This is a genomic window from Arthrobacter sp. 05N33_2 (genome assembly GCF_056397425.1).
In genome coordinates this window covers 12,137-26,645 of record NZ_JBFTNJ010000009.1, presented here as the reverse complement: position 1 = coordinate 26,645, position 14,509 = coordinate 12,137, and the positions used below count along the sequence as shown (strand labels likewise).

The following is a 14,509-nucleotide window of genomic DNA, read 5'->3' as shown; positions in this document are numbered from 1 at the left end:
TCCGGCTGACTGCGCAGGGGAGCACATGGCTCTGTGTGCTTGAGGTGGAGCCGGCTTCAAAACAGTGTGGGCTGGGCCGCGTCGGAACGGATGGCGCCGGAAGAATTGGCGTCGGAAGAATTGGCGCCGGAACGGGCAGCGCCGGAATGGCGTGGGCTTGCGTGCCCCGCGGTGTCCGGGATGCTCCCGGCCGGGTACTGGGCTTCTTCCTCCCGGGCGTTGTCATGTTCGCTGCCCCCGTCAAGGTCCCGGTGGCTGAAGCCCTGAGATCCGGAGAAGCCGTGCAGGTCCTTGAAATACCGGACCCGTCCTGCCAGCCACGCGCGGTATTCCTTGGATGCGTACGACCCGCTGCCGTACAGCCGGCGGTACTTGCCGGCCAGTTGGGGATGTTCGCGGGCGATCCACTGCATGAACCATTCACGGGTGCCCGGCTTCAGGTACAGCGCACCGGCCGTGACCCCTGTGGCGCCGGCCGCCGCGAGGGCCCCGAAGAGGGAGTCGAGGGCGTCGTCGCTGTCGGAGAGCCACGGCAGGATGGGCATGGCCATGACGCCGCAGGGCAGGCCCGCTTCCCGCAGACGGGAGATGAGCTTCAGCCGGGCCCGTGGCCCAGGCGTGCCCGGTTCCACGGCTTCGGACAGCTGCTCGTTGGTCATGGCCAGCGAGATGCCCACGCCCACCGGCACCTGGGCCGCGGCATGCTTCAGCAGCGGGATGTCCCGGGCAAGGAGCGTGCCCTTGGTGAGGATGGACAGGGGAGTGCCGGAATCGGCGAGGGCACCGATGATGCCGGGCATGAGCTGGTAGCGGCCCTCGGCGCGCTGGTACGGGTCCGTGTTGGTGCCGAGGGCCACGTGCTCGTGCCGCCAGGAGGGCTTGGCCAGCTCCTTGCGCAGGATCTCGGCGGCGTTGATCTTGACCACCACCTGGCTGTCGAAGTCCAGTCCGGCGTCGAAGTCCAGATAGGTGTGGCTCTTGCGCGCGAAGCAGTAGACGCAGGCGTGGCTGCAGCCGCGGTAGGGGTTGACGGTCCAGTCGAACGGCATCCGCGAACCGGCGACCACCTTGTTGAGCACCGATTTGGCGGTGACCTCATGGAAGGTGATCCCGGCAAACTCCGGGGTGGAAACCGTCCGCACGAGTCCGGCCAGGGGCAGCAGGGCAGCCGTGGGCGAAGCGGCGGCCGGGGAATCGCCGCGCTCGAGTGCTTGTGCGTCCCATCTCATGCCTATATTCGAATGTATGTTCGACTGAATGTCAAGGATGCTGACGGAACCACGCGGCCGCCAGTTGCGGCATCGGGCGGCCTGCGCAGCTGCGGGGATGGGGCTTACGAAGCCAGCCGCTCACGGGCGTTGTGATCAGGGCCGGTCGGTTCATTGCCGCGTTTGGTCTGGTTGACCTCGGCCCACACAGCATCGAGGGAGAGTCCGAGGACGCCGGCGATAGCGGCGATGGTCGGGAAGGCGGGGGTCGCTACGCGGCCCGTCTCGATCTTCCGGAGGGTCTCCGGTGAGACGCGTGCATCGAGCGCGATGTCGAGCATCGAGCGTTCCCCCCTGGCGCGGCGCAACAGGGCGCCGAGGCGCTGTCCGCGCTCGATCTCTGCGAATGTGAGGGGCAACCTGACCATGGCTTCGATTATACCGGGATAATATGACCGGTATAGTTATTGGACGCGTGAGAAAGGCGCCGCATGATCGAGATCCTGAATCCCACCGAACTTGCCCGGGCAAAAGACACAGGCGCCCTTGTAGCTGACATCCTGCAGACGCTGAAGAACCGCAGCCCGGTCGGCGCGAACCTCCTGGACCTCGACCGATGGGCGCAGGCCATGATCGCCGAGGCTGGTGCGCAGTCCTGTTACGTCGACTACGAGCCGTCCTTCGGCCGCGGGCCGTTCGGACACTACATCTGCACGGCCGTCAACGACGCCGTCCTCCACGGACTCCCACGCGACTACACGCTGGCCGACGGCGACCTGCTGACACTCGACCTCGCAGTCTCCAAGCGAGGAGTCGCAGCAGACTCCGCCATCAGCTTCATCGTGGGCGGCTCAAAGCCCCCGGAAAGCGTCGCGATGATTAACGCGACCGAGCGCGCGTTGAGCGCAGGGATAGCCGCTGCCCGGCCCGGAGCCAGGATCGGCGACATCTCCCATGCCATCGGCTCAGTCCTTGGCGAGGCGGGGTACCCGATCAACACCGAGTTCGGGGGCCATGGCATCGGATCGACCATGCACCAGGACCCGCACATTCCCAACACCGGACGGCCAGGCCGTGGCTACAAGCTGCGCCCCGGGCTGCTGCTCGCCCTGGAGCCATGGGTCATGGCCGACACCGCTGAACTCATCACCGACGCCGACGGGTGGACGCTCCGAAGTGCGACCGGCTGCCGGACAGCACACAGTGAGCACACGATCGCCATCACCAACGACGGGGCCGAAATCCTCACCCTGCCGACGCGGAACCACGCGTGAGGCCGGAGCGACACCTGCCCCGGCGGCCAAGTGTGGACGGGGCCGGGTTAAGGGTGCCGCGGGGGTGCCGCCTTGCCGGGCAGTGGAAGGGCGTTGCTAGGCTGGGGCGATGATTCTCCTGACCGGGTTCGAGCCATTTGGCGGCGATACGGCCAATCCGTCGTGGGCAGCGGCCCGTTCGGCGGCACGGCTGCTCCAATCCGAAGGGCTGGATGTCCAGGCGGTGGAATTGCCATGCGTCTTCGGCGAGTCGGCCAAGGTGCTGGCGGAGGCCCTCGAGCGTTTCACGCCGGAGCTTGTGCTGTGCGCCGGCCAGGCCGGCGGGAGGGCGCGCATCTCGCTGGAACGGGTGGCCATCAATTGTGACGACGCCCGGATTCCGGACAATGCCGGCAATCAGCCCGTGGACGAACCCGTAGTCCCGGGCGGACCGGCAGCCTATTTCACGTCGCTGCCCGTCAAGGCGGCGCTCGCGGCGTTGACCGCAGAGCAGATCCCGGCCGAAGTGTCCCAAAGTGCCGGGACCTATGTCTGCAACCACGTCTTCTACACGCTTATGCACGCCCTGCGGCTACGCCCGGGCACCAGGGGAGGCTTTGTCCACGTCCCCTACCAGGACACGCAGCTTCCGGCCGGAAGCAGTGCCCCCTCGCTGCCGGCCGCCCAGATGGCGGCGGCGCTCGCCGTCGTCGTGCGCACTGCGCTGGCGACGACGGCGGATCTCAAGCTCGCTGCCGGCGCAACCCACTAGCCCAAGCCGGTCATCCGCCGCCCGAAGCGGTGGCGGCCGCCGTCGGCGACGCGAGACAACTGCTCCAATAATTACTGGACAATCAGTCCAGCAGTTCCCAGACGACGCCGATCGTGGCGGTGACGCCCGACTCGCCGGCCTCGACGGCGAGTGAGGCCACCGCCGCTTCCCGCTGCATCTTCGCCACGGGGATCGGCGCCTGGAAGCCGGTGTGCTGGGTGAGGGACAGGACCCTGCCCAGCCCGGTTCCCGCGAGGGCGGCGTAATGCTCGGCGGTGGTGCGGGCGTCCTGCCAGGCGGCCTCCCGGGCCCGGGCCTCCACGGCCGAGGGGTCGGCGAAGCCGAGGGTCAGCCCGTTCAGCCGGACGGCGTCGCCGCCGGCAGCAACCGCCGCGGCAAGGATCTGCGAGGACGCGGACAACTCGCGGATCCTGACGGTGAGCGTGCTGGAGGCCAGATAGCCGGTCACGGTCTGGCCCCGGCCATCCTGCCAGTTCAGCTCGGCCCGGACGTTCAGCCCGGAGGTGGACAAATCCGCGCTGTCCACGCCGTGCTGCCGGAGCTCCGACGTGATGGCGGCGGATCGTGTTCCGGCCTCGCTGTAGGCCTCTGCCACGGTCTCGCGGCGGCATTCAACGCCGATCGACACAGTCAGCAGGTCCGGCACCGCCTCGGCGCTGCCGGTTCCTGCAACGGAGATGCTTCGGGGGCTGTCTGTCATGTCAGGCCTCGTAACGTTCGGGGGCGGTGCCCATTCTGCGGTGCGTGCGTGGGATGGGTCCGGGCAGGCCGGGCCGGGGGTAGCCGCCCGCTTCCAGGCCGGCATGGCGCTCGAAGATGTTGGCGCTGCCCGGGTTGCCCGTGCGCCAGAGGGACCAGCCGGCGGCCATGAAGTACAGCGGAAGGAAGGGCAGCCCGAGGCACCAGGCGTATTGGGTGCTGTGGCGCTCTTCGTGGCCCAGTAGCACTGGATTGGCGCGGGCGGATTCCGGTCCGGCGCGGAAGAGGATCACGTTGCCCACGGTGAAGGCCGCAGCAAACGGCAACCGCCAGCGGTAGCGGCCCGCGATCAGCAATCCGCGCGGACCGGAGCTGACGGTTGTCCGCGCCAAGGTTGCCAGCAGCAGGCCCAGCAGGGTGGAGCCGTTGAGCAGGTTGGCGATCTGGCGAAGCCGTTGTCCGGGCGTCATGAGGCCATGGTAGCCGGGGGTGTGCCCGGCAGTCAGGGGTCCGCCGGGATGTCCCATGCCGGTGGAATCCCGGCGTTGGCGTGCCCAGGCGCAGCCGGCACCGCTGCGTCACGTGCGGGGCGGCCGTGCCATGCCGCCGACGGCCGTCTACTAGACTGGGGACAGTGACCACAAGCCTTGCCGAGAACCTGCGCCGCGCCCTGTGCCCGGCGCACGCTGTTGGCATGATCCGACTCGTAGCTAAGAACAGTAGATGACTGAAACTTTGCCGGACGCAGCCGTCCCGAATCCTCTGGATGAAACCGCCATTACCGCCGCCGTAGACCAGGCCGTTGCCGCCATCGCCGCCGCCGCGACCCTCGATGAACTCAAGGCCGTGCGCCTCGCCCACACGGGCGAGAAGTCCGCCCTGAGCCTCGCCAACCGTGAGATCGGCGCGCTGCCCAAGGACCAGAAGGCCGCCGCCGGCAAGCTCATGGGCGCCTCGAGGGGACGGGTCAACAAGGCGCTCGCGGACCGCACGGTCGCGCTCGAGGCCGAGAACGACGCGCGGATCCTCGTCGAAGAGACCGTGGATGTCACGGCAGCGCCGCGCCGGCGCACAGCCGGTGCACGCCACCCGCTGTCCACGCTGCAGGACCGCGTGGCGGACATCTTTGTCGGCATGGGTTGGGAAATCGCCGAAGGTCCCGAGGTCGAGTCCGAATGGTTTAACTTCGATGCCCTGAACTTCAAGCCGGACCACCCCGCCCGCGACATGCAGGACACGTTCTTCGTCGAGCCGCCCGAGGCCCACCTGCTCATGCGCACGCACACCTCGCCGGTGCAGGTCCGCTCCATGCTGGAACGGGAGCTGCCCATCTATGTGCTGTGCCCGGGCAAGGTGTTCCGCACGGACGAGCTCGACGCGACGCACACCCCCGTGTTCCACCAGTTCGAGGGCCTGGCCATCGACAAGAACCTGAGCATGGCAGACCTCCGCGGCACCCTGGAGCACTTCGCACGCCAGATGTTCGGCGCGGAAGCCCAGATCCGGCTGCGGCCCAACTACTTCCCGTTCACCGAGCCCTCTGCGGAGCTGGACATCTGGCACCCAGGCGCCAAGGGCGGCCCCAGCTGGATCGAGTGGGGCGGCTGCGGCATGGTCAACGCCAACGTCCTGCGCGCGGCCGGGATCGACCCGGACATCTATTCAGGCTTTGCCTTCGGCATGGGCATCGAACGCACCCTCATGTTCCGCAACGAGGTTGGCGACATGCGCGACATGATTGAAGGCGACGTACGTTTCAGCGAGCACTTCGGGATGGAGATCTAACAGTGCGTATCCCACTTTCATGGCTGCGCGAATTCGCGCAGGTACCGGCCGAAGCGACGGCCGAAGACGTCATGGCCGAGCTCGTCAAGGTCGGGCTCGAAGAAGAAGCAGTCCACCGGCCCACGGACGCCGTCCAGGGTCCGATCGTGGTGGGCCAGGTGCTCAGCATCGTCAAGGAACCCCAGTCCAACGGCAAGACCATCAACTGGTGCCAGGTCCGGGTTGTCCCCGAGGGCAGTGAGCAGACCCTGACCGGCGCCGGCATCGATCCCTCCGGCGTGCAGGGCATCATCTGCGGCGCCCACAACTTCGTGGAAGGCGACAAGGTGGTGGTCACCCTCCCCGGCGCCGTGCTGCCGGGCGACTTCCGGATCTCCGCGCGCAAGACCTACGGGCACCTCTCTGCCGGCATGATCGCCTCCGTCCGCGAACTCGGCATCGGGGAGGACCACGACGGCATCCTGGTGCTGTCCCGGATCGGCCTAGACCCGGAACTGGGCACCGACGCGATGGAACTGCTCGGCCTCTACGACCAGGCCGCCGAAATCAACGTCACCCCTGACCGCAGCTACTGCTTCTCCATCCGCGGTGCGGCCCGTGAATACGCGCACGCCACCGGCACCGTGTTCACGGACCCGGTCTCCAAGGTCCAGGTTCCGCAGTCGCTCTCCGGCGGCTACGGCGTCAAGCTCAACGACGACGCCCCCATCTACGGCAAGCCCGGCTGCGACCGTTTCGTGGCCCGCACCGTGCGCGGTGTCGATGCCACCCGGCCTACCCCGCCGTGGATGACCTCCCGTCTCCGGCTCGCCGGCATCCGGTCCATCTCCCTGCCGGTGGACATCTCCAACTACGTCATGCTCGAGCTCGGGCAGCCGAACCACTGCTATGACCTGGACAAGCTGGCCGGCGACATAGTGGTCCGGCGGGCCACGGCGGGGGAGAAGATCACCACCCTGGACGACAAGGAGCGCACGCTCGACGTCGAGGATCTGCTGATCACGGACGAATCCGGGCCCATCGGAATCGCCGGTGTCATGGGCGGTGCCCACACCGAAGTCTCGGACACCACCACGAACGTCCTGGTCGAGGCCGCGCACTTCGACGAGGTCTCGATCGCCCGTGCCCGCCGCCGGCACAAGCTGCCCTCCGAGGCGTCCAAGCGCTTCGAACGCGGCGTGGACTGGCAAGTGGCCGACGTGGCCGCCCAGCGTGTGGTGGACCTGCTGGTCGAACTCGCCGGCGGAACGGCCGACGAGGCCGGGACCGACGTCGGGACCGCGCCGGACGCCGTCACCATCGAACTGCCGGCAGAGTACGCGGCAGCCCGGATCGGGATCGACTTCACCGAGGAACAGATCCTGACCTCGCTCGAGGACCTCGGCGCCGTCGTTGCCAAGACCGGCAACGGCTACACGGTGACCGCCCCGAGCTGGCGCCAGGACCTCGAGACCAAGGACGACCTCACCGAGGAAATCGCCCGGCTGGTCGGCTACGACAAGATCCCGGCGACCCTGCCTGTGGCGCCCCCGGGCCGTGGCCTGACCCGCGTCCAGCAGCAGCGCCGCCGCCTGATCCAGGCCCTCGCCGACGCCGGACTCACCGAGGTGCTGGCGTATCCGTTCGTCTCGAAGGCCGCCAATGACACCTTTGGCGTCCCCGCCGAAGGTGCGGAGCGCAAGGCCCTCAAGCTGGCCAACCCGATCAGCGAGGAGCACGGCTTCCTGCGGACCTCCGTCCTGCCGGGCCTGATCGAGGTTGCCAAGCGCAACCACTCCCGCGGCTTCCGCGACCTCGCCCTTTTCGAGGCCGGGCTCGTGTTCCTGCCGGGCGAGAAGCTTGGCACCTCCGCGATTCCGCCGCTCGGCGTCAAGCCCGGCGACGACGTGCTCGATGCCCTGTACGACGGCGTCCCGGACCAGCCGCTGCACCTCGCCGCCGTGCTCACGGGGCATGACTCTCCCGCTGCCCCGGGCCACGCCCCGCGGGCCTGGGACTGGGCGGACGCGGTGGACATCGCCCGGATCGCCGGCGACGTGCTCGGCGTCGAGCTCCTGGTCACGCAGGGCCGGCATCAGGCCTTCCACCCGGGCCGGGCGGCGCAGCTTGAACTGCGCACCGGCGAAGTGGTGGGCTACGCCGGCGAGCTGCACCCGAAGCTGCTGGCGGCGCACGACATGCCGGCCCGGTCCGTGGCACTGGAACTGAACGCCGACGCCCTCTTCGAGGCAGCCGCCGACGTGATCGTGGCCCGGCACATCTCGACGTACCCGGTGGCCACGCAGGACGTGGCCTTGGTGGTGGCGCAGGACGTCCCGGCCGGGGAGGTGCTGGCTGCGCTGCGTGAAGGCGCCGGCGAACTGCTCGAGGACGTCGCGTTGTTCGACGTCTACGCGGGCAAGGGCATCGAGGAAGGCAAGAAGTCGCTGGCGTTCAGCCTGCGCTTCCGCGCCGACGACCGCACCCTGACGGCGGACGAGGCCTCGGAGGCCCGTGAAGGTGCCGTGGCCGCCGCCCACGAACGATTCGGAGCGGTGCAGCGCTGAGGACTGCGCTGGTCACAGCGCAGACGTTTCTGAAAGGGGCGGGTCATGGCATCACACCTTGTTGTGCGTGCCTGCCCGCCCTTTCGCGTACCCGGCGACCCCGGGGTTCCCAGGGACCTGGGGGCGACCGTGGACGCGGCACCAGCCCTTTACCCGGAACCGGAGCTGGAACGCGACTCCCGCTCCCTGCTGGACGGGGCCGAACTCGTCCGGGCCAGGGCCATGACCCCGCGGACCCGGGAGGACTTCCTGCACGGGCGGCTCGCGCAGCGCCGGTTCGCCGCCGGCCTGCTCGGCGTTCCGGCGTCGGACCTCACCGCCTGGTACAGCTGCCCTCGGTGCGGCACCGGCGCGGACATCTCACACGGCCGGCCCGGCTACCTGCTCCGGGGCCAGGCGGCGCCGCTGCTGCTGAGCCTGTCCCGTGCGGCCGGCTGGACGCTTCTGGCCGGGGTCGTGGACCCGGACCCGGGCGAGCACCTGGGCATCGACGTCGAGGATCCGGCCCGGGCGGACTTCGACGGGTTCGACGACGTCGTGTTGACGCCGGCGGAACAACGGCACCTCGCCGGGCTGGCCGGCATCGCGCTGCTGCAGGGCAGGGCGCGCCTGTGGGCGCGCAAGGAGGCCTGGCTCAAAATGCTGGGCACCGGGCTGCAGACGGCCCCGGACACCCTGGACGTGCTGGCGCCGACAGTGAACGGCCGCGCAGGGCTCCGGGACCTGCCGCCGGCAGAGACGGGCCTGCCCGCTGACCTCGTGGCAGCCGTCGCCCTGGCGGTCCTTCCCTAGTCAGGGCTCCGGCCCCTGATCAGATCTTGGGCGGCGTTGCCTGCGGGAGCGGCGGCAGGGCGTCGGCGAACAGCCAGGGGTGCAACAGGGCCTCTGCGTCCAGGCCCGTCGTGTGAGCGGCCGCGACGATGAAGTCGGCGGTGGTCACGGTGCCGTGCCGGAAGCGGTCCGTCCAGTCGTGCAGCAGGGCGAAGAACGCCAGGTCGCCGCAGCGTACCCGCAGGGCGTGCAGGGCCAGGGCGCCGCGTTTGTAGACCCGGTCGTCAAACATCAGTTCGGGGCCGGGGTCGCCCACCATCAGGTCCTGCGGGGCAGCGGCGAGCTTGCGCCAGGCGGCGCGCGCGCGGGCCGCCGCCGACATGATGCCGGCCTCTTCAGACCAGATCCATTCCGCGTAGCAGGCAAAGCCCTCGTGCAGCCAGATGTCCTTCCAGGTCGCAGTGGTCAGGGAGTTCCCGAACCACTGGTGGGCGAGTTCGTGGGCGATCATCCGCTGTGATTCCCAGTCCTGCCGCAGATGGTTGGGCCCCAGGATGGACAGCGTCTGCGCTTCCAGCGGGATTTCCAGGACGTCGTCGGTGACCACCACCGTGTACTCCGGGAACGGGTACGGCCCAAAGCAGTTAGTGAAGGTCCGCATCATGTCGGGCTGGCGGGCCAGGGCGGCCCGGGCGCCCGCCTGCAGCGACGCCGGCACGGCCACATACTGCGGAACGTGCCCTGAGGGCCGGTCGGCATTGAGCGTCAGGAGCTGGTAGCGGCCGATCTGGACCGTGGCCAGGTAGGTGGCCATGGGTTCGGCCTGCTCAAAGACCCAGGTCTCGCGGCTGGCCCTGCTGGTGCGGGAGAGCAGCACCCCGTTGCATACGGCCCGGTAGTTCGCGTCGGTGGTCACGGTGATGAGGTAGGTCGCTTTGTCCCGCGGGTGGTCATTGCACGGAAACCAGGAGGCTGCCCCGTTGGGCTGCCCGGCGACCAGCACCCCATCGGAGAGCTCCTCCCAGCCCACTTCGCCCCACACGCCGCGGCGCGGCGCGGGGTACCCCTCATAGCGGATGTCCAGCGTGAAGGCCTCGGTGGCGAGCAGCGGGTTGTCGGGGTAGACAACGAGCTGCTCGGCCCGCTGCGTGAACCGGCGTACCCTGCGCCCGTTGAGCTGGATCTTCGTGGCCCGCAAGCCGGCCAGGTCCAGGACGATCGCCGACGTCGGGAGCTGCGTGATGGCGTGCAGGACGGCGTGCCCGGCAAGGCGGTTGCTGCTGACCCGGTAGTCCAGATCGAGTTCATACCGGGTGACGCGGTAGGCATTGGTCCCGTGGCCGGGCATATAGGGGTCCGGGGCGCCGGCCTCCGGGCTCGTGGCCCGGCTGATTTCGCGGCTGATTTCCCCGCTGATGTCCCCGCGGGCGGCGGCGCCGCTGCTGCTTGGTGCGCTGGTGCTCAATGGACGGACCTTCGGTTGTGGTGCTGGTTGACGTGCGCAGGCGCCGGGCCTAACGGGGCCCTGCGGGCGGTGCCGGCCCGTCCCAGGGGCTGACCGGATTGCCCATCCAGTACGTCCCGGCAGGGACGGTTTCGCCCCGCATGACGAGGGACGCCGGCCCCACCGTGCCGCCGCTGCCGATCCTGGCCTGCGGCAGGATGACGCCGTGCGGGCCCATGGTGGCTCCGTCATCGAGCGTAACAGTGTCGATGCTCATGACACGGTCATGGAACAGATGGGTCTGGACCACGCACCCGCGGTTGACGGTCGAATTCCTGCCGAGGGTGACGAGGTCCGCCTCCGGCAGCCAGTAGCTTTCGCACCAGGTCCCGGCACCGATTTTCGCGCCGAGTGCCCGCAGCCACCACACGAGAGCCGGTGTCCCCGTGGCGGCGCGCGCGAACCACGGGGCGCTGACCATCTCAATGAACGTGTCCACTACCTCGTTCCGCCAAATGAAGGAGCTCCACAGCGGGTGCTCGCCGGGGCGGATGCGGCCCACCAGCAGCCACTTGGCCACGACGGCGCTGCCCGCGGCCGTGGCCCCGGCGAGCAGGATCACCACCCCGCTCAGGAGAGCGGCGACTCCGTAGTTGAACAGGGCCGCCATCGCGTCGAACGCGAGCATGACACCGACGGCGATGACGACCGTCAGCATGACCGGGACGAACCGGCACAGCTCCCACAGGGCGCGCGCGACCTTCAGCTTCCGGGGCGGCTGGTAGGTCCGTGTGTCGTCCGAGGCGATGGCGGTGCGCCGCAGCCGCACCGGCGGGCTGCCGAGCCACGAGGTGCCGGACTTCGCCTTGGCCGGCGTCGCGGACAAGACCGCCACGAGGGAGTTCTTGGGCACGCTGCGCCCGGCCGCCGTCATGCCCGAGTTGCCCAGGAAAGACCGCTTGCCGATCTTGGCCGGGGCTATGTGCATCCAGCCGCCGTCGAGTTCGTAGGACGCCACCATCGTGTCGTCGGCCAGGAACGCGCCCTCGCCCACGGTGGTCATGCGCGGGATCAGCAGCACTGTCGAGGCCTCCACGTTGCGGCCGACCTTCGCACCGAGAAGCCGCAGCCAGACCGGCGTAAAGAGGCTGGCGTAGATCGGGAACAGCAGATCCCGGGCCAGATCCAGTACCCGCTCGGTCGCCCAGACCTGCCACCCGATCCGGCTCCGGACCCGGTAGTAGCCTTCAGCGAGGCCGACGCTGAGGAGCCTCGTCGTGGCCAGGATCAGCAGCAGGTTGGTCAGGAACCATGCCAGCGCCGCCAGCGGGATCGAGAGCGCTATGCCGGGCAGGGCCGCGGGCAGTGAGGAGCTGCCCTGGATGAACGCGAAGATCACCAAGCCCGCGACGGCGGCGGAGACGTAGGGGATGAGCGCCAGCATGGCGGAGGCGGCGGCGAAACCGGCGAACCACAACCGGCCCATCAGCCGGTGCTCGTCCGGGGAGTCCGGCCACGAGTGCCGGGCCTTGCCACGGCGCTCGGCCGGGGACCCGGCCACGAGCTGTCCCGCCTTGACCTTGCCGATCACAGCGGAACCCGGCTCCACCTGCGCCCCGGCACCCACCGTGGCTCCCGGCATCAGCGTGCTGCGGGCCCCCACGCTTGCGCCGGGGCCAATCCGGATGGCGCCGATGTGGACACGGTCGCCGTCGATCCACCAGCCGGACAGATCGACTTCGGGCTCGATATTGGACCCTGTGCCGAGGGTCAGCATCCCGGTGACGGGCGGCAGCGAGTGCAGCTGGACGTTCTCGCCGATCTTCGCCCCGAGCGCTTTCGCGTAGTAGGGCACCCAGGGCGCGCTGGCGAGGCTGATGGCGCCGGCCAGGTCCTGGATCTGTTCCGCGAGCCAGAGCCGGAGGTGCACCCGCCCGGACCGGGGATAGGTGCCAGGCACCACGTTGCGCAGCAGGATGCGGGCGGCGGCGACGGAGAGCAGCATCCGCCCGGCGGGACTGACGAAGACCAGCCAGGAAGCTCCCACCCACCACCATGAGATCGTTGGCGCGGCGCTGAATCCGGCGACGGCGGCCAGCAGGTTGTTGGCTGCCATCAGGTAGGTCAGCCAGCGCATGCCGACCAGGATGTGCAAGGGAACGCCCAGGAGCGTCTGGAAGGCCTGCGACTTCCGCGCGGTGGGCCGGACGGTGCGCTCCTGGGCAGCGACGGCACCACCCTCAGGCAGCGACTGACGGGCCTCGTCCACCAGGGCGCCCACCCGGGGCGTCGCGTAGATATCGGCCACCGTGATGGTGGGATAGCGGACGCGGAGGGCGGACACGAGCTGCGCGGCGGCCAGCGAGCCGCCGCCGTAGGCGAAGAAGTCGGCATCGAGGCTGGTGACCGGGCTTCCCAGCACGGCGCTCCACTGCTCCACGATCCACTGCGCGTCCTCCGGCAGGTTCAGCGGGGCACCTTCGGCCTCTGCCGCTCCGGTTCCGCTGAGCGGCCAGGGCAGGGCGTGGCGGTCCACTTTGCCGCTGGTCTTGGTCGGCAGCGAATCGACGAGCGTCAGCAACGGAATGAGGGGCGCGGGCAGGCGTTCGCCCAGCAGTTCGCGGGCGGCCGCGAGGTCGATGTCCCGGCCCGCGACGGCGGCAAGGTAGCCGACCAGGATCTGGTTGCCGGCCGCGGTGGTCTGCACGGCGGCCGCGGCGCCGGCGATATCCGGCAGGGACTGCAGGGCGGCGTCGATTTCGCCGAGTTCGATCCTGCGGCCGCCGAGCTTGACCTGCTCATCGGCGCGGCCCTGGAAAATGAGGCCTTCTGCTTCGTACCTGACGAGGTCGCCGGAGCGGTAGGCGCGCGGCCAGCCCAGGGACGGCATGGGGGCATATTTTTCCGCGTCCTTGACCGGGTCAAGGTACCGGGCCAGCCCGACGCCGCCGATGATCAGTTCGCCCACCGCGCCTTCGGCGACGGGCAGCGAATCGGCGTCGACGACGGCGAGGTCCCAGCCGTCCAGCGGCAGGCCGATCCGGATGGGGCCGGGCGCGCCGAGCTGCGCGGCGCACGCGACCACGGTGGCCTCGGTGGGCCCGTAGGTGTTCCATACTTCGCGTCCTTCGACGGCGAGCCGTTCGGCAAGGTCGGGCGGGCACGCCTCCCCGCCGAAGATCAGCAGCCGGACACTTTCCAGCGACTCCACGGGCCAGAGCGCGGCCAGTGTGGGGACAGTGGAAACCACGGTGATGCCGTGGCTGATGAGCCAGGGGCCGAGGTCCATCCCGGTCCGCACCAGTGCCCGGGGTGCCGGAACCAGGCAGGCGCCGTGGCGCCACGCGAGCCACATTTCCTCGCAGGAGGCATCGAAGGCAACGGACAGGCCGGCCAGCACCCGGTCCTGCGGGCCCACCGGATCGGCCTGCAGGAAGATGCGGGCCTCGGCGTCCACGAACGCGGCGGCCGAGCGGTGCCGGACCGCGACGCCCTTGGGGGTGCCGGTGGAGCCGGAGGTGAAAATGACCCACGCGTCGTCGTCGGGGCCGGGCGGCCTCGCGTCGGGGAACGGGCGGGGGCGGTTGCTGTCCGTGACGATCTTCCCGCCGGCGCGGAGGATGCCGGCCACCCTCGCCTCCCCGAAGACCAGTTTGGCCCGTTCGTCGGGATCGTCGGCGTCTACGGGGACATAGGCCGCACCGACCAGCAGCACCGCCAGGATCGAGACGTAGAGTTCGTTGGTGCCCGACGGGATCCGGACGCCGATCTTGTCGCCGGCACCCAGCCCGGCGAGGTGCAGTTTCCGGGCGGTGGCCCGGACCTCGTCCATGAGCTGGGCGTAACTGAGCGAACGGTGGCCGTCGTCGAGCGCCGAAGCGTCCGGGTACCGGGCCGCAGTATCCCGGACGATGTCTATCAGCGTGCGCTCCGGCGGGGCGGAGAGGGCGCCCGGCAGCTGGGGCTCGTGGACGGTGGGACGGGGAGCGGGAAGACTCTGCACCGCACCG

The 14,509-nt window shown here is 69.6% G+C and carries 11 protein-coding genes; 5 read left to right on the top strand and 6 right to left on the bottom strand.

What is annotated here, in order from left to right; all coding sequences use genetic code 11:
* Positions 1-56: 56 nt before the first annotated feature.
* Complete coding sequence (locus AC1DHX_RS07235) at positions 57-1,229, bottom strand: Rv2578c family radical SAM protein (protein ID WP_476859030.1); 1,173 nt, start codon at positions 1,227-1,229, stop codon at positions 57-59.
* Between the two features lie 104 nt (positions 1,230-1,333).
* Positions 1,334-1,636, bottom strand: a complete 303-nt coding sequence (locus tag AC1DHX_RS07230) for a helix-turn-helix domain-containing protein (protein ID WP_476859029.1) — start codon at positions 1,634-1,636, stop codon at positions 1,334-1,336.
* Positions 1,637-1,699: 63 nt separating this feature from the next.
* On the opposite strand from AC1DHX_RS07230, the gene map reads away from it, so the two are divergent.
* Together map and pcp are read left to right on the top strand one after the other, a co-directional pair.
* Positions 1,700-2,482 (top strand): type I methionyl aminopeptidase, encoded by a 783-nt coding sequence (gene map / locus AC1DHX_RS07225; protein WP_476859028.1) that lies wholly within the window; start codon positions 1,700-1,702, stop codon positions 2,480-2,482.
* A gap of 109 nt (positions 2,483-2,591) precedes the next feature.
* On the top strand, positions 2,592-3,233 hold the full coding sequence (gene pcp, locus AC1DHX_RS07220; RefSeq protein WP_476859027.1) for a pyroglutamyl-peptidase I: 642 nt from the start codon (positions 2,592-2,594) through the stop codon (positions 3,231-3,233).
* A gap of 82 nt (positions 3,234-3,315) precedes the next feature.
* Here pcp and AC1DHX_RS07215 read toward each other — a convergent pair whose 3' ends face one another.
* Together AC1DHX_RS07215 and AC1DHX_RS07210 are read right to left on the bottom strand one after the other, a co-directional pair.
* Positions 3,316-3,954: an SIMPL domain-containing protein gene (locus tag AC1DHX_RS07215; RefSeq protein WP_476859026.1), complete on the bottom strand. Its 639-nt coding sequence runs from the start codon at positions 3,952-3,954 to the stop codon at positions 3,316-3,318.
* A gap of 1 nt (position 3,955) precedes the next feature.
* Positions 3,956-4,423, bottom strand: a complete 468-nt coding sequence (locus AC1DHX_RS07210; RefSeq protein ID WP_476859025.1) for a hypothetical protein — start codon at positions 4,421-4,423, stop codon at positions 3,956-3,958.
* A gap of 253 nt (positions 4,424-4,676) precedes the next feature.
* Between AC1DHX_RS07210 and pheS the strand changes: the two genes are divergently transcribed.
* From pheS to AC1DHX_RS07195, 3 genes are read left to right on the top strand one after another with little or no spacing between them, the layout of a single operon-like run.
* Positions 4,677-5,738, top strand: coding sequence for a phenylalanine--tRNA ligase subunit alpha (gene pheS, locus AC1DHX_RS07205; RefSeq protein ID WP_476859024.1), 1,062 nt, complete (start codon positions 4,677-4,679; stop codon positions 5,736-5,738).
* Between the two features lie 2 nt (positions 5,739-5,740).
* A complete protein-coding gene (gene pheT / locus AC1DHX_RS07200) occupies positions 5,741-8,284 on the top strand; it encodes a phenylalanine--tRNA ligase subunit beta (RefSeq protein WP_476859023.1) in 2,544 nt (847 codons plus the stop codon).
* A gap of 45 nt (positions 8,285-8,329) precedes the next feature.
* Positions 8,330-9,076, top strand: a complete 747-nt coding sequence (locus AC1DHX_RS07195) for a 4'-phosphopantetheinyl transferase family protein (RefSeq protein ID WP_476859022.1) — start codon at positions 8,330-8,332, stop codon at positions 9,074-9,076.
* Positions 9,077-9,095: 19 nt separating this feature from the next.
* On the opposite strand, the gene AC1DHX_RS07190 is transcribed toward AC1DHX_RS07195, so the two are convergent.
* Together AC1DHX_RS07190 and AC1DHX_RS07185 are read right to left on the bottom strand one after the other, a co-directional pair.
* On the bottom strand, positions 9,096-10,520 hold the full coding sequence (locus AC1DHX_RS07190; RefSeq protein ID WP_476859021.1) for a M1 family metallopeptidase: 1,425 nt from the start codon (positions 10,518-10,520) through the stop codon (positions 9,096-9,098).
* 49 nt (positions 10,521-10,569) lie between these two features.
* On the bottom strand, positions 10,570-14,502 hold the full coding sequence (locus AC1DHX_RS07185; RefSeq protein ID WP_476859206.1) for a Pls/PosA family non-ribosomal peptide synthetase: 3,933 nt from the start codon (positions 14,500-14,502) through the stop codon (positions 10,570-10,572).
* Positions 14,503-14,509 lie beyond the last annotated feature (7 nt).